Annotated in this window: 15 protein-coding genes and 1 pseudogene; 6 read left to right on the forward strand and 10 right to left on the reverse strand. The window is 67.8% G+C overall.

The features are described from left to right. Nucleotide 1 precedes the first annotated feature (1 nt). From HNO88_RS05350 to HNO88_RS05360, 3 genes are all read left to right on the forward strand, one after another. Entirely contained in the window at nucleotides 2-571 is a 570-nt protein-coding gene (locus HNO88_RS05350) for a cob(I)yrinic acid a,c-diamide adenosyltransferase (protein WP_184243038.1), read from the forward strand. 253 nt (nucleotides 572-824) lie between these two features. Then, nucleotides 825-1,694 (forward strand): 3-hydroxyacyl-CoA dehydrogenase family protein, encoded by an 870-nt coding sequence (locus HNO88_RS05355; protein ID WP_184243039.1) that lies wholly within the window; start codon nucleotides 825-827, stop codon nucleotides 1,692-1,694. A 55-nt stretch (nucleotides 1,695-1,749) separates the two neighbouring features. Beyond that, the gene (locus HNO88_RS05360) at nucleotides 1,750-2,064 is read left to right on the forward strand and encodes a hypothetical protein (protein ID WP_184243040.1); all 315 of its coding nucleotides are present in this window, start codon (nucleotides 1,750-1,752) and stop codon (nucleotides 2,062-2,064) included. Between the two features lie 167 nt (nucleotides 2,065-2,231). On the opposite strand, the gene HNO88_RS05365 is transcribed toward HNO88_RS05360, so the two are convergent. Together HNO88_RS05365 and mutS are read right to left on the reverse strand one after the other, a co-directional pair. Continuing rightward, a complete protein-coding gene (locus HNO88_RS05365) occupies nucleotides 2,232-2,423 on the reverse strand; it encodes a hypothetical protein (RefSeq protein WP_184243041.1) in 192 nt (63 codons plus the stop codon). A gap of 25 nt (nucleotides 2,424-2,448) precedes the next feature. After that, entirely contained in the window at nucleotides 2,449-5,052 is a 2,604-nt protein-coding gene (gene mutS / locus HNO88_RS05370; RefSeq protein WP_246381194.1) for a DNA mismatch repair protein MutS, read from the reverse strand. 115 nt (nucleotides 5,053-5,167) lie between these two features. Here mutS and HNO88_RS05375 point away from each other — a divergent pair, with 115 nt between their 5' ends. Then, the gene (locus HNO88_RS05375; protein ID WP_184243042.1) at nucleotides 5,168-7,429 is read left to right on the forward strand and encodes an NADP-dependent malic enzyme; all 2,262 of its coding nucleotides are present in this window, start codon (nucleotides 5,168-5,170) and stop codon (nucleotides 7,427-7,429) included. 165 nt (nucleotides 7,430-7,594) lie between these two features. Here HNO88_RS05375 and HNO88_RS05380 read toward each other — a convergent pair whose 3' ends face one another. Together HNO88_RS05380 and HNO88_RS05385 are read right to left on the reverse strand one after the other, a co-directional pair. Continuing rightward, a complete protein-coding gene (locus HNO88_RS05380) occupies nucleotides 7,595-8,359 on the reverse strand; it encodes a sulfite exporter TauE/SafE family protein (RefSeq protein WP_184243043.1) in 765 nt (254 codons plus the stop codon). Between the two features lie 286 nt (nucleotides 8,360-8,645). Then, nucleotides 8,646-9,344, reverse strand: coding sequence for a pirin family protein (locus HNO88_RS05385; RefSeq protein ID WP_184243044.1), 699 nt, complete (start codon nucleotides 9,342-9,344; stop codon nucleotides 8,646-8,648). Nucleotides 9,345-9,461: 117 nt separating this feature from the next. On the opposite strand from HNO88_RS05385, the gene HNO88_RS05390 reads away from it, so the two are divergent. Both HNO88_RS05390 and HNO88_RS05395 read left to right on the forward strand, forming a co-directional pair. Continuing rightward, nucleotides 9,462-10,391 carry a LysR family transcriptional regulator gene (locus HNO88_RS05390; RefSeq protein ID WP_184243045.1) on the forward strand — a complete coding sequence of 310 codons (930 nt, stop codon included), beginning with the start codon at nucleotides 9,462-9,464 and terminating at the stop codon, nucleotides 10,389-10,391. A 28-nt stretch (nucleotides 10,392-10,419) separates the two neighbouring features. Beyond that, nucleotides 10,420-10,995: a TMEM175 family protein gene (locus tag HNO88_RS05395; protein ID WP_184243109.1), complete on the forward strand. Its 576-nt coding sequence runs from the start codon at nucleotides 10,420-10,422 to the stop codon at nucleotides 10,993-10,995. Between the two features lie 33 nt (nucleotides 10,996-11,028). Here HNO88_RS05395 and HNO88_RS05400 read toward each other — a convergent pair whose 3' ends face one another. The 6 genes and pseudogenes from HNO88_RS05400 to HNO88_RS05425 all read right to left on the reverse strand — a co-directional run bounded on the left by HNO88_RS05400 (nucleotide 11,029) and on the right by HNO88_RS05425 (nucleotide 16,981). After that, the gene (locus tag HNO88_RS05400) at nucleotides 11,029-11,742 is read right to left on the reverse strand and encodes a YoaK family protein (protein ID WP_184243046.1); all 714 of its coding nucleotides are present in this window, start codon (nucleotides 11,740-11,742) and stop codon (nucleotides 11,029-11,031) included. Nucleotides 11,743-11,846: 104 nt separating this feature from the next. Continuing rightward, nucleotides 11,847-13,202 (reverse strand): alginate export family protein, encoded by a 1,356-nt coding sequence (locus tag HNO88_RS05405; RefSeq protein ID WP_184243047.1) that lies wholly within the window; start codon nucleotides 13,200-13,202, stop codon nucleotides 11,847-11,849. Continuing rightward, nucleotides 13,195-13,617, reverse strand: coding sequence for a DoxX family protein (locus HNO88_RS05410; protein WP_184243048.1), 423 nt, complete (start codon nucleotides 13,615-13,617; stop codon nucleotides 13,195-13,197). The genes HNO88_RS05405 and HNO88_RS05410 overlap by 8 nt, the downstream gene beginning before the upstream one ends. A gap of 176 nt (nucleotides 13,618-13,793) precedes the next feature. Next, nucleotides 13,794-15,755 carry an amidohydrolase gene (locus tag HNO88_RS05415; protein ID WP_184243049.1) on the reverse strand — a complete coding sequence of 654 codons (1,962 nt, stop codon included), beginning with the start codon at nucleotides 15,753-15,755 and terminating at the stop codon, nucleotides 13,794-13,796. A 190-nt stretch (nucleotides 15,756-15,945) separates the two neighbouring features. Further along, a pseudogene (locus tag HNO88_RS05420) lies at nucleotides 15,946-16,122 on the reverse strand (DUF1427 family protein); the annotation flags it as partial. A 22-nt stretch (nucleotides 16,123-16,144) separates the two neighbouring features. Next, nucleotides 16,145-16,981, reverse strand: a complete 837-nt coding sequence (locus tag HNO88_RS05425; RefSeq protein WP_184243051.1) for an alpha/beta fold hydrolase — start codon at nucleotides 16,979-16,981, stop codon at nucleotides 16,145-16,147. Nucleotides 16,982-17,037 lie beyond the last annotated feature (56 nt).

The following is a 17,037-nucleotide window of genomic DNA, read 5'->3' on the forward strand; positions in this document are numbered from 1 at the left end:
CTTGGTCCGCCTCAACAGGATCTACACGCGCACCGGCGACGACGGCACGACCGGCCTCGTCGACGGTTCGCGCCTGCCCAAGCATGCCGCGCGGATGGAGGCGATCGGCGCGGTCGACGAGGCGAACAGCGCCATCGGCCTTTCGGTCTGCGCGCTGGATGGTTCGCCGCACGCCGAAGTCCTGACGCGCATCCAGAACGACTTGTTCGATCTCGGCGCCGACCTCGCCACGCCGGGTGACGATTTCACGCCGGGCGAGATGACCTTGCGCATCGTGTCCGCCCAGGCCGAGTGGCTGGAGGGGCAGATCGACGCCCTTAACGACCATCTCGAACCGCTGCGCAGCTTCATCCTGCCCGGCGGCACCGAAGCCGGCGCGCGAGTCCATGTCGCCCGGGCCGCCACTCGCCGTGCGGAGCGGGCGGCGGTGGCGCTGGCCGCAACCGATCCGGTCAACCCCGCCGCGCTCGCCTACGTCAACCGGCTGAGCGACTACCTCTTCGTCCTCGCCCGCGCGATCAACGCCGAGGCGGGTGGCGACGTGCTCTGGGTGCCCGGGCAGAATCGGTGATTGTCCCTGTCCTCCCCGGCACGGGGAGGGGGACCGCCGCCGCAGGCGGGGGTGGTGGGGACTCGCGTTCTCAAGCGAGCTTTCCGGACAACTCGCGCGCTGCCGAGACTCCCCTCCACCATGCTGCGCATGGTCCCCCTCCCCGCATCGGGGAGGACAAGGGTACAAGTTCGCCCTAGCCGCTGTTCCAGTTTGCCCGCCGGCGTTTTGCCGCTAGTCACCCCTCCCGGACACCCACAGGGAGGCTTGGGCCATGCAGACAGTCGCGATCATCGGTGCGGGGATCATGGGCGCGGGGATCGCGCAGACCGTGGCGGGCAAGGGCATGGACGTGATCCTGTCCGATGTCTCGGTCGAACTCGCCGAGAAGGGCAAGGCGGGCATCGCCAAGGGCCTGGCCAAGCTGGTCGCCAAGGAGAAGCTGACGCAAGCCGATGCCGACGCGCTGCTCGCCCGCATCACCCCGGTCGGCGACTACTCCAGCATGGGCAAGGCAGACCTCATCATTGAAGCCGCGACCGAGCGGGAGGACATCAAGGCCAGGATCTTCGCCGCCGCCGGTGAAGTGCTGGCGCCGAACGCGATCCTGGCGTCCAACACCAGTTCGATCCCGATCACCCGCATGGCCGCGCAGTCCCCCGATCCGACACGCTTTTGCGGACTGCACTTCTTCAACCCGGTGCCGGTCATGGGCCTGGTCGAGGTCATCCCCGGCCTCGCCACCTCGCAAGCCACCATCGACACCATGAAGGCGTTCGGCGAGACGCTGGGCAAGACCGTGGTGCTCGCCGGCGACGCCCCCGGCTTCGTGGTCAACCGCATCCTGTGCCCGATGCTGAACGAGGCGATCTTCGTGCTGGGCGAAGGGCTGGGCTCGGTCGAGGACATCGACGCGGGTTGCAAGATCGGCCTCAACCATCCGATGGGTCCGCTGACGCTGTGCGACTTCGTCGGCCTCGATACCCTCTACGAAATCATGAAGGTGTTCCACGCCACGACCGGCGATCCCAAGTACCGCCCCGCCCCGCTGCTGCAGAAGTATGTCGAGGCGGGCTGGTACGGACGCAAGTCTGGCAAAGGCTTCTACGACTACTCGGGCGAAAAGCCGGTGCCCACGCGCTGAAGCCGACGGAACCGACTCCTTTGCCCGTCCGTTGAGCCGGGCAAAGGAGATTACCATGGCCGACCGCAAGCCCGACCTCGACCGTCAGGATATCGTTCCCGAGCAGGAGGACGAGGATACCCAGGCGCAGACCGTCACCGACGATGCGTTCGGCACGACGGTCGACGATGGCCTCGAAGACAGCGAGAAGGACAAGAGCGGCCTGGAGGACTTCGACGCGCCCGATCTGGTCGATCGCATGAAGCAGATGAACTCCAGCGGCCGGATCGACATGGGCGCCTTCGACGGCGAGGAAACCATGGACGACCTGGAGAACAAGTACGGCTCGCGCAACGCCGCGGACGAGGACTTCGCCGAGGACGACAGCTGAGGCGGTAAGAGCCGGAATCAGACCAATCAAACCCGTCGCCCCCGCGCAGGCGGGGGCCCCGCTTTCTTCTCAGAACTCGAAAGAACAAGCGTGATCCCCGCCTTCGCGGGGATGACGAGAGTGGTGCTTCAGATCGGGCCTCGCACCATCCGTGACCGGACTCAGGCCTACTTGTCCGCGCTGTCCTTCGCCCACGGGTTCGTCGCCTGTACCCGCTGATGAACCGCCGGCTTCGCCGCATCGTCGTCCGGTGAGGGCACCGCGCAATAGGCAGTGACCAGCACCCCGGCCGCCCACCACAGCGCGCGCCAGCGGCTGCGGAACACCGTCTTCATCGAAGGGCCGAGGGTCGAGATCATGGCCCCGGCCATGCGCCCGCCACGGTTAAGTTTCCGTGCCCGCCTCTCGCTTCAACTGGTAGAGCAGCTCCAGCGCCTCGCGCGGCGACAGGGCGTCGACGTCGACCTCCTTCAGCCGCTCGCGAAGAGTGTCGCACGTCTCCTCGCGCGCGGCTTCGGCGGCGGCGAACAGGGGAAGATCACCCAACCCCGCCGCAAGGCCGCCGGTCTGCGCCCGGCCCTTCTCCAGCTTGTCGAGCACCGACTTGGCGCGACTGACGACCTTGGCCGGCACGCCGGCGAGGCGCGCGACCGCCAGGCCGTAGCTGCGATCCGCCGGGCCTTCCGCCAGTTCGTGCAGCAGGACCAAGTCGCCCTTCCACTCGCGCGCGCGGACGTGGTGGAGCGAGAGCGCGTCGCACGTTTCGGCGAGGCGCGCCAATTCATGGTAGTGCGTGGCGAACAGGCAGCGGCAGCGATTGGTCTCATGCACCGCCTCGGCCACTGCCCAGGCGAGCGCGAGGCCGTCGTAGGTCGAGGTGCCGCGCCCGACTTCGTCCAGGATCACGAAGCTGCGCTCCGTCGCCTGCGCCAGGATGGCGGCGGTCTCCACCATCTCCACCATGAACGTCGAGCGCCCGCGCGCCAGGTTGTCCGAGGCGCCAACGCGGCTGAACAGGCGGTCGACCAGACCGATCTTCGCGCGGGTCGCCGGGACGAAGCCGCCCGCTTGCGCCAGCAGGACGATCAGCGCGTTCTGGCGCAGGAACGTGGACTTGCCGCCCATGTTGGGGCCGCCGATCAGCCACAGCCGGTCATACACCGCGAGCTTGCAGTCGTTGGCGACGAAGCGCTCGCCCTGCGCAGCCAAGGCAGCCTCGACCACCGGATGGCGCCCCCCTTCGATCTCCAGGCACGCGGCATCGACGATCTCGGGCGCGCTCCAGCCGCCTTGTGCCGCGCGCTCGGCCTGTCCCGCGGCCACGTCGATGCGGGCGAGGGCGGCAGCGGTCGCGGCAATGGCGTTGCGGGCCTCGACCACGGCGGCGACCAGTTCCTCGAAGTGCGACTCCTCCGCCGCCAGCGCGTGGCCACCGGCCTCGGCGATGCGGCTGGCTTCCTCGTGCAAGGCCAGCGCGTTGAAGCGCATCGCGCCGGCCATGGTCTGGCGGTGGGTGAAGCCGCTGTCGGGCAGCAGCAGCCTGTCGGCATGGCGCTGCGGTACTTCGACGAAATAGCCGAGCACATTGTTGTGCTTGATCTTCAGCGCCGCCACACCGGTCTCGTCGCGGTACTTGGCCTCGAGGGCAGCGATGGCGCGGCGGGCATTGCCCGACGTGCGTCGCAAGTCATCGAGCGCGGCGTCATAACCCTCGGCGATGAACCCGCCCTGCCCGCGTTCGGTCGGCGGTGCCGGTACGAGTGCGCGGCTGAGCCAGTCGACCAGCTCGCCATGGCCCGAAAGCGCCGGCAACAACCGGGTCAGCAGCACCGGCACTGCCTCTCGCCGCCCCAGCCGCTCGTGCAAGTTCCGCGCACCGCTCAGCCCGTCCCGCAACTGGCCGAGGTCGCGCGGGCTACCACGGCCCGCCACCACCCGGCCCAGCGCACGGCCGATGTCCGGCAAGGCTCGGAGCGCGCTACGCACATCCTCGCGCAGCAAGGCATCGTCGTGAAGCCAGGCGACAAGCTCCAGCCGCTCGGCGATCTGCTGCCGGTCGGTCAGCGGCGCCGACAAGTCGTCCGCCAGTTGTCGCGCCCCGGCGCCGGTGACGCACCGGTCGATCGCATCGATCAGGCTTCCCTTGCGCTGGCCCTGGCTCGACTGGAGGATCTCCAGACTGGCACGGGTCGCCTCGTCCATCGCCAGCGTCGTATCGGACCCGCGCGCCTCGGGCGGCAGCAGCAGCGGCAGCTTGCCGCGCCCGACATGCTCCAGATAAGCGACGAGCCCGCCCGCCGCCGCCAGCATCGCGCGGCCGAACATGCCAAACCCGTCGAGCGTGGCAACGCCATGCACCGCCTTCAGCCGCGCCTCGCCGCCCTCGCTTGCGAAGTCGCGCGCCGGGCGCGGAATGCTGTCGAGCGGCAGGTCCCAGCCCTCCGGCGCCACCACTTCGCTCGCGCCGAGGCGAGCGAGCGCCGCGCCCATGCGATCGGGCGCGCACTCCTCCAGCTCCATGCGCCCAGTCGAGATGTCGACCGCAGCGATGCCGACCACCCCTCGCACCTCGCACACTGCCGCGAGCACGTTGGCGCGTCGCGGCTCCAGCAGCGCTTCCTCGGTCAGCGTGCCCGCCGTTACGAACCGCACGATATCGCGCGCCACCAGGGTCTTGGAGCCGCCGCGCTTCTTGGCCTCCGCCGGGCTCTCCACCTGCTCGGCGATGGCGACGCGGCAGCCGGCGCGGATCAGGCGGGCGAGGTAGCCTTCGGAGGAATGCACCGGCACGCCGCACATCGGGATCGGCGCGCCGTTGTGCTCGCCCCGGCTGGTCAGCGAGATGTCGAGTATGCTCGCGGCCGTCTTCGCGTCCTCGAAGAACAGCTCGAAGAAGTCACCCATGCGGTAGAACAGCAGGCAATCGCCCGCCTCCTCGCGCAAGGCGAGGTACTGGGCCATCATCGGAGTGGGGGCGGCATCTGCCATTGCGCCACCGGTTAGCGCCACCGACGACGATTCGGAAAGCGTTCGAGGTGAGCTTTCCCCTACCAAGACCGACATACATTGGTTAGGGCCGCTCCCGATTGCGGGAGACAAGAGCGTGTCCGAAGAAACCAGGGTCCAGTTCACCGAGCGCGAGGCGCTGTTCTACCACCAGACGATCCGCCCTGGTAAGATCGAGATCATCGCGTCGAAGCCGATGGCGACGCAGCGCGACCTGTCGCTCGCCTACTCGCCCGGCGTCGCCGTGCCGGTGCAGGCGATCGCCGACAATCCCGCAGACGCGTATGAGTACACCGCCAAGGGCAACCTCGTCGCGGTGATCTCCAACGGCACCGCGATCCTGGGCATGGGCAACCTTGGCGCACTCGCCTCCAAGCCGGTGATGGAAGGCAAGGCGGTGCTGTTCAAGCGCTTCGCCGACGTCGATTCGATCGACATCGAGCTCGCCACCGAGGACCCGGATGCCTTCATCGAGGCCGTCGCGCTGATGGAGCCGAGCTTCGGCGGGATCAACCTGGAAGACATCAAGGCGCCCGAGTGCTTCATCATCGAGCAGGCCCTGCGTGAGCGGATGAAGATCCCGGTCATGCACGATGACCAGCACGGCACCGCGATCATCGCCGCCGCCGGCGTGCTCAACGCCTGCTTCATCACCGGCCGCAAGCTGGAGGACGTGAAGGTCGCGGTGAACGGCGCCGGCGCGTCGGCGCTGGCCTGCACCGCTCTGATCAAGTCGATGGGCGTGCGCCACGAGAACGTGATCGTGTGCGACACCAAGGGCGTGATCTACCAGGGCCGCGCCAATGTCGATCAGTTCAAGTCGGCCCACGCGGCCAGCACCGACAAGCGCACCCTGGCCGAAGCGATGGTGGGCGCGGACATCTTCCTCGGCCTCTCGGCCAAGGGCGCGGTGACGCAGGACATGGTCAAGACCATGGCCGATCAGCCGATCATCTTCGCCATGGCGAACCCCGACCCGGAGATCACCCCGCCCGACGCGATGGCAGTGCGTCCGGACGCGATCGTCGCTACCGGCCGCTCTGACTATCCCAACCAGGTCAACAACGTCCTGGGCTTCCCCTTCATCTTCCGCGGCGCGCTGGACGTGCGGGCCACCGCGATCAACGAGGAGATGAAGATCGCCGCCGCCCGCGCCATCGCCGAGCTGGCGCGCGAGCAGGTGCCCGAGGAAGTCGCCGCCGCCTATGGCAAGAACCACCAGTTCGGCCGCGACTACATCATCCCCGCACCGTTCGATCCGCGCCTGATGGAGCGCGTGTCCTCCGCCGTCGCCAAGGCGGCGATGGACTCGGGCGTGGCGCAAAAGGCCATCGAGGACTTCGACGCCTATCGCCATTCGTTGAAGGCCCGGCTGAACCCGACCACTTCGGTGCTCACCAGCGTCTATGCAAAGGTGAAGTCCGAGCCCAAGCGGATGATCTTCGCCGAAGCCGAGCACGACGTGGTGCTGCGCGCGGCGGTTCAGTATCGCGAGTTCGGCTATGGCGAGCCGGTGCTGGTCGGTCGCACCCAGGCGGTAATCGACAAGATGGTCGAGCTGGGCGTCGGCAATCCCGAGAGCTACGAGATCCAGAACTCGCTGGTGTCCGAGCATGTCGAGCCGATGGTGGCGATGCTGTACGAGCGACTGCAGCGCCGCGGCTTCCTGGAGCGCGATGTGCGCCGCATGGTCAACCAGGACCGCAACGTCTTCGCCTCGGGCCTGCTCAAGCTGGGCGTCGGCGATGCCATGATCACCGGCATGACCCGCACCTTCGCGCAATCCATCAAGGAAGTGCGCCAGGTGCTGGACCCGAAGGAAGGCGCGCTGCCGTTCGGCATCCACATGCTGGTGGCCAAGAACCACACCGTGTTCATGTCCGACACCACGATCAACGAGCGGCCCTCCCCTGCTGATCTGGCGGTCATCGCGCGCGAGACGGCGGCCGTGGCACGGCGACTGGGCCATGAGCCGCGGGTGGCGTTCCTGTCCTACTCGACCTTCGGCAATCCCGGCGGTCGCTGGCTGGAAAACATCCGCGCGGCGGTGCACCTGCTGGACCAGGAGGCGCAGGACTTCGAGTACGAGGGCGATCTTGCGCCCGATGCGGCGCTCAACCCCAACATCATGAAGCTCTACCCGTTCTCCCGCCTTTCGGCGCCGGCGAACGTGCTGATCATGCCGGGGCTGCAATCGGCCAACATCTCGGCCAAGCTGCTGCGCGAACTGGGCGGGGCGACCACGATCGGGCCGATGCTGATCGGCATGGAAAAGCCCGTGCAGGTGGTGCCGATGACCGCCATCGCGCCGGACGTGCTGACCAGCGCCGTGCTGGCGGCGAGCGGCGTGGCGGGCTGAACTTATCCTCTCCCCGGCGGGGAGAGGATAGCGAAGCTTGTTCCGTCAGGAACTAGCGCAGCTTGGAGAGGGATGCGGGCGCACTCTGCCCTCTCCAACTCCGGCTAAGTCGCTAACGCGCCTAAGCCTCCATATCCTCTCCCCGGCGGGGAGAGGATCATGCGCTCAAAACCACGCCTTGTAGATACCGAACCCGCTGGTCAGCGTCAGCACCACGCCGACGAGGATCAGCATCGACTTGACCGGGATGCGCTTGGCAGCGACGGCCCCGATCGGAGAGGCCGCGACGCCGCCGATCAGGAGGCCCAGCGTTCCGCCGGCAACCTGCGCGACGCCGATGTGCACGATGAACGCGATCGACACCGTCACTGTCAGGAAGAACTCGACCGCGCTGACGGTGCCCACCACCCGGCGCGGGTCGCCGCCCTGGATCAGCAGGTTGGAGGTCACCACCGGTCCCCAGCCCCCGCCTCCCGCGGCATCGAGGAAGCCGCCGACGAGGCCAAGCGGGGCGATCATCTTCACCTTCTTGATCTTGGGCGGATAGAGCAGCCCGCGCACCAGCAGCCACACGCCGATCAGGGCCAGATAGACCAGCACGAACGGCTTCACCACGCTCGCGTCCAATGAGGAGAGCACATAGGCGCCCAGGATGCCGCCGACCATGCCGGGGATCAGCAGGCTGAAGAACAGCTTCTTGTCGATGTTGCCATGAAGCAGATGGCTGATACCGGACGTAGCGGTGGTGAAGCACTCGACCAGATGGACGCGCTGCGAGGCGAGTGCAGGCGGCACTCCCAGCACGCCCACCAGCAGCGTGTTCGAGATGACCCCGAACGCCATGCCGAGCGCACCGTCGACCAGCTGCGCTGCGAAACCCACCCCGATGAAGGGGAGCAGTGCTGCCCAGTCGAAACTTCCAAGGTCCATTCAGGTCGACTCCGTCGGCATTGTCGATCCTGCTGGTAGAGATGCTGAACGCGAGCGCTACCCCTGAAATGTTGTCCCAATGCAAGCGGGGCTTTGCGGGAGCGTACCCTTGCCCTCTCCCCGGTCGGGGAGAGGATACGAAGGCTTGCCAGCTTGGCTGGTTAGCCGCAGTTGGAGAGGGGTTTGTGCACTCTCAATCGTCGGAAAACCCCTCTCCCAGCTTCGCTAGCCACTTACGCGGCGAGCTGCGCTACCTCTCCCGGGAGGGGGGAGAGGGCAAGGATGTTCAAGCCGCATCCACCATCACGATCTCGCTGTCTTCCAGCGCGGTGATGCGCAGCACGTCGAGGTCGCTGATCGCCGCGCCGTCGCGTGCGTTGACGCGGTGTTCGTCGATCTGCACCGCGCCAGTCGCGGGCACCAGGTAGGCCTTGCGGTCGCGTCCCAGCGGGTACTCGGCCGTCTCGCCCGCCTTCAGCGTCGCCCCGACGACGCGGGCGTCGGTGCGGATCGGCAGCGCGTCGTCATCGTTGGCATAGCCCGACGCCAGCGTCACGAACTTGCCCGAGCGCTCGCCCTTGGGGAATGGCTTGGCCCCCCACGACGGCGCTTCGCCCTGGCGCGTCGGGATGATCCAGATCTGGAAGATGCGGGTCTCCACGTCTTCCATGTTGTATTCGGAGTGGCGGATGCCGGTGCCGGCCGACATCACCTGGACGTCACCCGCTTCGGTGCGGCCCTTGTTGCCCAGGTTGTCCTCGTGCGTGATCGCACCTTCGCGCACGTAGGTGATGATCTCCATGTCGCGGTGCGGGTGCGGCGGAAAGCCGGTGCCGGCCTGGATCACGTCGTCGTTCCACACCCGCAGGTTGCCCCAGTGGGTGCGCTTGGGATCATGGTAGCCGGCGAACGAGAAGTGGTGCTTGGCGTTCAGCCAGCCGTGGTTGTCACCGCCAAGGCTGTCGAAGGGGCGCAGCTCGATCATGGTCGTGTCTCCTGTGCCGCGGGCGGAGCGCCTCGCGTCTTGAGACAGGATCTAGCGCTTGCCAGCTTGCCTGATCAGATGGATAAAGTCGATCCGATCGTTCAGGGAAATAGTCAAGTGAGCAATCCGGGTACGCCCACTCTCGACCAGCTCAACATCCTGCTCGCCATAGTCGACACCGGCAGCTTCGCCGCGGCCGCGCGCAAGATGAACCGCGCGGTTTCCGCCATCAGCTACGGCATCAGCAACCTGGAGGCGCAGCTGGGGCTCACCCTGTTCGACCGCGAGGGTACCCGGCGGCCCAAGCTGACCGATGCCGGCCGCGCCGTCCTGCTGGAAGCGCGCGCGGCCGCGCTGGTGATCGACGGGCTGCGCGCCAAGGTGAAAGGGCTGCTCGATGGCCTGGAGGCGGAAGTCGACCTCGCCGTCGATGTCATGCTGCCGTCCGAGCGGCTCGGCCGGGTCCTGCGCGGCTTCCGCGAGGAGTTCCCGACCGTCCAACTGCGCCTCCATGTCGAGGCGCTGGGCGCGGTGACGGCGATGGTGCTGGACGGAGGCGCCGGCATCGGGCTTTCCGGTCCGCTGTCCACGGGCGTTCCAGGCATCGAAAGCCGGCTTGCCGGATCGGTGCCGATGGTGCCGGTCGCCGCGCCCGATCATCCGCTGGGGCGCATGTCGGAGATCCCACCCGGCGCCGGGCGCGAGCACATCCAGCTGGTGCTCACCGATCGCTCGCGCTTCACCGAGGGCCAGGATTTCTCCGTGATGAGCCCCAAGACCTGGCGCCTGTCGGACCTGAGTGCCAAGCACGCGCTGCTGCGCGAGGGGATCGGCTGGGGCAACATGCCGCTGCCGATGATCGAGCCGGACCTGGTTGCCGGCACGCTGGTGCGGCTGGCCATGCCCGACCATGTCGGCGGGACCTATCGCTTCTCCGGGATCTGGTGTCGCGCCAAGCCGCCGGGGCCGGCCGCCACCTGGCTGCTGGAGCAGTTCGTCGAGCTGGGGCGCAAGGACCGTGAGCTGGAGGGGATGGCCGATGTCTGAGCGACCGAGTCCCCATCGACCGAAGGCCATGACGCCGGGCCGCATGGAGGCGTTCACCGACGGCGTGGTGGCGATCATCATCACCATCATGGTCCTGGAGCTGAAGGTGCCGCGCGACGGCAGCCTGGCGGCGCTGTCGGACGCAGCGCCGATCCTGCTCGCCTACGTGCTCTCGTTCATCAACGTCGGCTTGTACTGGAACAACCACCACCACTTGCTGCATGCGACCGATCGGGTGGACGGCAAGGTGCTGTGGGCCAACCTGTTCCTGCTGTTCTGGCTCTCGCTGGTGCCCTTCGTCATCCGCTGGCTGGATGAGAGCGGCTTCTCCCCCATGGCGACCGCGTCGTACGGCGTCGTGCTGGGCATGGCGGCGGTGGGCTACACCCTGCTCGAACGCGCGATCATCGCCTGCAACGGCCGGGACTCCGCGCTGGCCGACGCGATCGGCAGCGACCTCAAGGGCTGGGCATCGATCGCGTTCTACGTGGTGGCGGTGCCTGCCGCCTTCCATGCACGGCCGGTGTCGCTGGCGCTCTATGCGGCGGTCGTGCTGCTATGGCTGGTGCCGGACCGGCGGATCGAACGGGCGTTGCGAGCGTGATTTCCCCTCCCCGGCGGGGAGAGGATGGGTTTCTCACGCCGCGTGCGGCTCGGCTGCCGAGGGGTGCGCCATGCAGGCGAACGTGCCGCCCAGGATCAGCGCACCGGCCAAGATCAGCGGCAGCGTCAGCCCGCTCTGGGTGACCAGCAGCGCGCCCAGCGCCGCGCCCGCGAAGATCGCGGCGACGCTGGCGATGCGGCGCCCCCAGTTGGGATTGCTGCCACCCGCGACGGAGGAGTCCGCGGCAAGCCCGGTAACGGTCAACGTCAGCACCGTGGTGGTCAGGTCGGGCACCTTCAGCTGGCGGATCGTCGCGTTGCGGAAACCCATGGCAAGGCCGGTCAGCGCGATGATCGCGTAGACGCCCCATTCGGGCGACTGGCGGGGCACGTCGAAGCCGGTCGCCACCGCGGCGGCGATCCACAGCAGCACCGCCTCGACCGAAGCCGCGACCAGCAGCCAACGGCGCAGCGGCAGGCCGGCGTGGTGCTTGCCCACGCGCCCTGCAACCAGCGCGCCGATCATGAAGGCTGCGATCGCCGTCAGATAGGGTGCGACCTTGAAACCCGGCGTGCCCGCCGCGGCAAAGCCGAGGAATACGACATTGCCCGTCATGTTGGCGGTGAAGACCTTGCCCAGGCCCAGGACGCTGATCGCATCGACGAGGCCGGTCGTCACCGACAGCAGCAACAGCAAGCGGTGGAGCGGCGGCAGGCCGGTGGGCGTGGGTACGGGTGCGGGCGTCATGCGGATGTCCTTGGCGATTGATGCTCGGACACCCTGCTACCCGGGTCCGCACCATCGATGCAGCCGCATAAAGTGAGGCTGATCGTTCGACAGATCAGAAAAGCTCAGATGCGGAAGTTGGCCTCCAGACCCAGCATCGTGATCGTCCTCGCCGGTCCTGTCTCACGCAAGTAGGCGCCGGCGGAGAACGCCGAAAGCGAGGTGGACAATTCCAGCTCGGGCACCACCTGCCAGCTGAGCGAGGCCTCCACCTCCTTGCCGATGAACTGCGAGCGAGCCTCGCCCGGCCCTCGGATCAGGTTGCCGGGGATGTCGTAGATCCCGTCGCCCTTGCTGTACCGCCAGTAGGCCATGGCGGCGAGCCCGAGCGTGAGGTCGTCGCGCAGCGTCAGGCTGACGCTCGGATGCAGGTTGACGATGTTGGTCGGCCCGATCGGCGACAGCTCGCCGAAGTACTTGCCCTTGGGAAACAGGGCATTGAACGTGCCCAGCGTGCCGCCCTTGTGCCGGTCGCCGCTAATCACGTTGAAGCGCATGGTCGCGCGCGGCTTCAGCGGCGCGCGGGGAAACGCGCGGGACACTTCGCTGCCCAGGGTCCAGGCACGGATGCGCTGGTCCTCGAACCGGCCTAACTGGACCACGCCCTCGACGTTCCAGCGCCACTCGCCCGAAGCGCCATGGCTCCGCAGCCCCAGGCTGTGTCGCTCCTCGCGCGCGGTGATCCCGCCGAAGCTGGCGGCGCGGTTGCGATAGCCCAGGTAGTAGACGTCGAGCGTCGGACTTGCGGCATAGGCGCCCCACAGGGCCTTGGCAGGCGAGGAACGATCGTCGAAAGTGCCCAGCCTCGCCTGAACCGGCCTAGCATAGAACACGCTCACCTTGGTGTCGCCCGCAGCCACATCGGTGCGCACGCCGTCGAATGCGAGCGGCACGTTCGGGCCGTAGCGGGTGCCGACCAGCCGCTCGGTGCCGAGCGACAGCATCTGCCGTCCGCCTCGCACGGTGATCGGCCCGGTCGCGACTTCGACGAAGCCTTGCAGCAAGTCGGTGCGGGTCTGGTCGATCGGACCGGCAGAGGGTGCGACACCGACCGCATAGGCGGCGATGGGCTGCACGAACGCACGGACCGGGTCGGCGTGGAGGTCGACGTAGGGCGTGGCGCGGGTCCACAAGTAGGCATCGTCCGGCGCGTCTGCCCCGCCCCACAGGTTGTTGCCGAAGCTTTCGACTCTCGCGCGCAGCTCGCCGCCGGTGCTCAGCCAGACCGCGCCGTCGCCGGTGAGGGGGACGTACTTGAAGTCCTCCGTCCAATGTCCGGTGCGGTTGGCAGGGTCCGCGAGCTCGCTCCAGTCCTCGTCGTAGCGGGTGTTGGTCAGCGTCGGCGGCTGCCACGCCTCGCCCGACTGCGCGAAGGCCGGTGCACTTGCCAGCAGCGCAGACAGAAGCAGCAGGTTACGCACGGCGCTCTCTCAGCCGCGAGACGACCGCCACCAGCGCGAAGCCGCCGATGAGGCCCAGGTGCTCGAAGAAGGCATTGGTCGCCATGAACCGCTCGGCCCCGTGCAGGGTCCAGAAGGCGTTGGCGACAAGGGCGGCCAGCAGGGTGAAGACACCCAGCATGCCGGCACCGAGCCAGGCGAGCCGGTCGGCCAGGATCAGCGCGGGTCCGATCAGCTCGACCGCGATGGTGAGCGCGGCGAAGAACGCCGCGGGCTGGAGGCCGAAGTGGGCCTGTTCGGCGACGGCGCCGTGCCAGTCGGTCAGCTTGACCACGCCGCCCAGGATGTAGGGGCCGGTGAGCGCGAGGCGGGCGACGAACCACGTGGCGGGATGGTCGAGAATGGCGGCGATGAGGCGGGGGGTTGGCGAGTACATGGAGATGGTCCTTACCGAGATGAGTACCGCTCCCGCCGCCTTCTCCCATCGTCGTCCCCGCGAAGGCGGGGACCCCGCCTTTCTTCGTCAGGTCACTGTATGGGCAAGGAAGCGGGGCCCCCGCCTCCGCGGCGGCGACGAGGTTGAGTTAGGATGGATCATTGGCTCAAGCAGGCTCAAACCGCCCAGCAGCCACACCCGAGCGCGCCCCAGAAGCTCTGCACGTCCGCCGCCGGCACGCTGGCGCCCAGTGCTGCCGCATGGTCGTGCCCATGCACCCCGCACGACGCCGCACAGCCGCAGGCCGACGCCAGCTTCTGCGCGTCCTGCGGCCGGCGATAGTGGCCGCCGAAGGTCGCCACCGGCGACCAGTCGGGCATCGCCTTGGGAGCCTCGGGCGCAAGCGGTCCGAAGTCGCCTTCGCCGTAGACCACCTTGCCGCCCAGCACCGTCAGCACCGAGCGCAAGTGCGCGATCTCGCTTTCGGGCACGGAGAAGTAGTCGTCCGACAGCACCGCCAGATCGGCCAGCTGCCCGGCCTTGATCTGGCCCTTCTTGCCCACTTCGTTGGAGAACCAGGTGTTGCGCTCGGTCCACAGGCGCAGCGCGGTCTCGCGGTCGAGCCGGTTGCGCGCCGGGTACAGCGTCAGCCCGCCGACCGTCTTGGAGGTGACCAGCCAGGAGAGCGAGACCCACGGGTTGTAGCTCGCCACCCGCGTCGCATCGGTGCCGGCGCCGACCGGCACGCCGGCGGCCATCATCCGCTTGATCGGCGGCGTCGCCTCGGCCGCCTTGGCGCCGTAACGCTCGACGAAGTACTCGCCCTGGAAGGCCATGCGGTGCTGCACGGCGATGCCGCCGCCCAGCGCCGCGATGCGGTCGATGTTACGCTCGCTGATCGTCTCGGCATGGTCGAAGAACCAGTTGAGGCCGGCGAGCGGAATGTCGCGGTTCACCTTCTCGAACACGTCGAGCGCGCGGCCGATCGTCTGGTCATACGTGGCATGAAGCCGCCAAGGCCAGCGGCGCTCGGCCAGCAGCCGGATCACCGGCTCCAGATCGCCTTCCATCTCGGGCGGCATGTCGGGGCGGGCGACGCGGAAGTCCTCGAAGTCGGCGGCGGAATAGACCAGCATCTCGCCCGCGCCGTTGTGGCGGTAAGTGTCGTCGCCATCGCCCGGCTTGATCTGGGTGGACCAGTTGGCGAAGTCCTTCAGCTCTTCCTTGGGCTTCTGGGTGAACAGGTTGTAGGCGATGCGCAGCGTCAGCTCGCCGTCCTTGTGGAGCTTGTCGATCACTTCGTAGTCGTCGGGATAGTTCTGCGAGCCGCCGCCCGCATCGATCACGCTGGTGACGCCCAGCGAATTGAGCTCGCGCATGAAGTGCCGGGTGGAGTTCAGCTGGTACTCGGGCGGCAGCTTGGGCCCCTTCGCCAGCGTCGAATAGAGGATCGTCGCGTTGGGCTGGGCCAGCAGCAGCCCGGTCGGGTTGCCGGCCGCATCGCGCACGATCTCGCCGCCCGGAGGATTGGGCGTGTCCTTGGTATAGCCCACCGCCCGCAGCGCCGCGGCGTTCAGCAGCGCACGGTCGTAGAGGTGAAGGATGAACACCGGCGTCTCGGGCGCGGCCTGGTTGATCTCGTCGATGGTGGGCAGGCGCTTTTCGGCGAACTGGTGCTCGGTGAAGCCGCCGACCACGCGCACCCACTGCGGCGGCGGGGTATTCTCGGCCTGGCGCTTCAGCATCGCCATGGCTTCGGCGAGGCTGGGGACGCCTTCCCAGCGCAGCTCCATGTTGTAGTTGAGGCCACCGCGAATGACGTGGATGTGGCTGTCGATCAGGCCCGGGATCAGGCGGCGACCCCTGGCGTCGATAACCTTGGCGTTGGGCGCGGCAGCGGCGCGGACCTCCTGCTCGGAGCCTACGCTGAGGAACTTGCCGTTCCGGATCGCCACGGCCTCGGCCTTCGGATTCTCGCGGTCGAGCGTAGTCACCTTGGCGTTGACGAGGATCAGGTCGGGGGCGCCAGAAGTGTTCAGGGAGGTCATGGCGGAAATCTCCGTGGAAGCGAGGAAGGCGGTGCCGGCGGCTCCGGCAAGCGCCTGGCGACGGGATAGAACGGGGGCGGAACGGGTCATGCCGGGGCTCCAGGGCTTCAGAGGTACGCGGCTTACGCCGCCTTCCTTCGTCATTCCCACGAAGGCGGGAATCCATCTCCAGGTCCGTCGGCTTGGAAAGGGCGGGAGATGGACCCCCGCCTTCGCGGGGGTGACGAAGTTTTTTTGGGTAGCGGGATGTCGATGTAGGAGGTCAGTCGTGCGTCGATGCGCTGATCTGCGAGCGCTCCAGCAGCGACCTGGCCACCGGCACTGCCTGCTCGCCGAGCAGGATGCCCATCAGGCCGACCAGCGCGATCACGGGCGGGGCGGGAGAACGCACACCGAGCAAGTGGTAGACGATCCCCACCAAGAGACCGGCGCCCAGCGAGATCAGATATGGCTTCATGGTCTGCGTCCTCCCTCTCGCCTCAGCCCTGGATGAAGGCGAGGATGTCGGCGTTCAGCACGTCGGCGTTGGTGGTCAGCATGCCGTGCGGATAGCCCTGGTAGATCTTGAGGGTGGCGTTCGGCAGGATCTCGGCCGAGAGCACGCCGGCGTTCTTGTAGGGGACGATCTGGTCATCATCGCCGTGAAGGACGAGGGTGGGCACGCTGATCGCCGTCAGGTCGTCGGTCTGGTCGGTCTCGGAGAAGGCCTTGATGCCCTGGTAGTGGGCCAGCGCGCTGCCCATCATGCCCTGGCGCCACCAGTTGTCGACCACCGCCGGCTTCACGTCGGCGCCATCGCGGTTGAAGCCGTAGAACGGTCCGCCCGCCAGATCGCGGAAGAACTGCGCCCGGTTGGCGGCGAGTGCATCGCGCAGGCCGTTGAACACGTCGATCGGCAACCCGCCCGGGTAGCGCTCGGTCTTGAGCATGATCGGCGGCACCGCGCTCACCAGCACCGCCTTGGCGACGCGGCCCTGCGGGATGCCATGGCGGGCGACATAGGCCGCGACTTCGCCGCCACCGGTCGAGTGGCCGATGTGGACGGCGTTCTTGAGGTCGAGGTGCTCGGCGACCGCTGCGGCATCGGCGGCATAGTGGTCCATGTCGTGGCCGAAATCGACCTGGGCGGAGCGGCCGTGGCCGCGGCGGTCATGGGCGACGACGCGGAAGCCCTTGGACAGGAAGAACAGCATCTGCGCGTCCCAATCGTCCGAGGAGAGCGGCCAGCCATGGTGGAACACGATCGGCTGGGCGTTCTTGCTGCCCCAGTCCTTGTAGAAGATTTCGACGCCGTCGGTGGTGGTGATGGTGCTCATGATGCGGTCCTTTCAGATGTTCGGGTTCAATCGCCTCGTCGTCCCCGCGAAGGCGG

Source organism: Novosphingobium chloroacetimidivorans (genome assembly GCF_014204535.1).
Taxonomy (GTDB): domain Bacteria; phylum Pseudomonadota; class Alphaproteobacteria; order Sphingomonadales; family Sphingomonadaceae; genus Novosphingobium; species Novosphingobium chloroacetimidivorans.

Coding starts and splice junctions, on each gene's coding strand:
- HNO88_RS05355 (WP_184243039.1), top strand. CDS start 825: ATGCAGACAGTCGCGATCATCGGTGCGGGGATCATGGGCGCGGGGATC.
- HNO88_RS05360 (WP_184243040.1), top strand. CDS start 1,750: ATGGCCGACCGCAAGCCCGACCTCGACCGTCAGGATATCGTTCCCGAG.
- HNO88_RS05365 (WP_184243041.1), bottom strand. CDS start 2,423: ATGATCTCGACCCTCGGCCCTTCGATGAAGACGGTGTTCCGCAGCCGC.
- mutS (WP_246381194.1), bottom strand. CDS start 5,052: ATGGCAGATGCCGCCCCCACTCCGATGATGGCCCAGTACCTCGCCTTG.
- HNO88_RS05380 (WP_184243043.1), bottom strand. CDS start 8,359: ATGGACCTTGGAAGTTTCGACTGGGCAGCACTGCTCCCCTTCATCGGG.
- HNO88_RS05385 (WP_184243044.1), bottom strand. CDS start 9,344: ATGATCGAGCTGCGCCCCTTCGACAGCCTTGGCGGTGACAACCACGGC.
- HNO88_RS05395 (WP_184243109.1), top strand. CDS start 10,420: ATGACGCCGGGCCGCATGGAGGCGTTCACCGACGGCGTGGTGGCGATC.
- HNO88_RS05400 (WP_184243046.1), bottom strand. CDS start 11,742: ATGACGCCCGCACCCGTACCCACGCCCACCGGCCTGCCGCCGCTCCAC.
- HNO88_RS05410 (WP_184243048.1), bottom strand. CDS start 13,617: ATGTACTCGCCAACCCCCCGCCTCATCGCCGCCATTCTCGACCATCCC.
- HNO88_RS05415 (WP_184243049.1), bottom strand. CDS start 15,755: ATGACCCGTTCCGCCCCCGTTCTATCCCGTCGCCAGGCGCTTGCCGGA.
- HNO88_RS05425 (WP_184243051.1), bottom strand. CDS start 16,981: ATGAGCACCATCACCACCACCGACGGCGTCGAAATCTTCTACAAGGAC.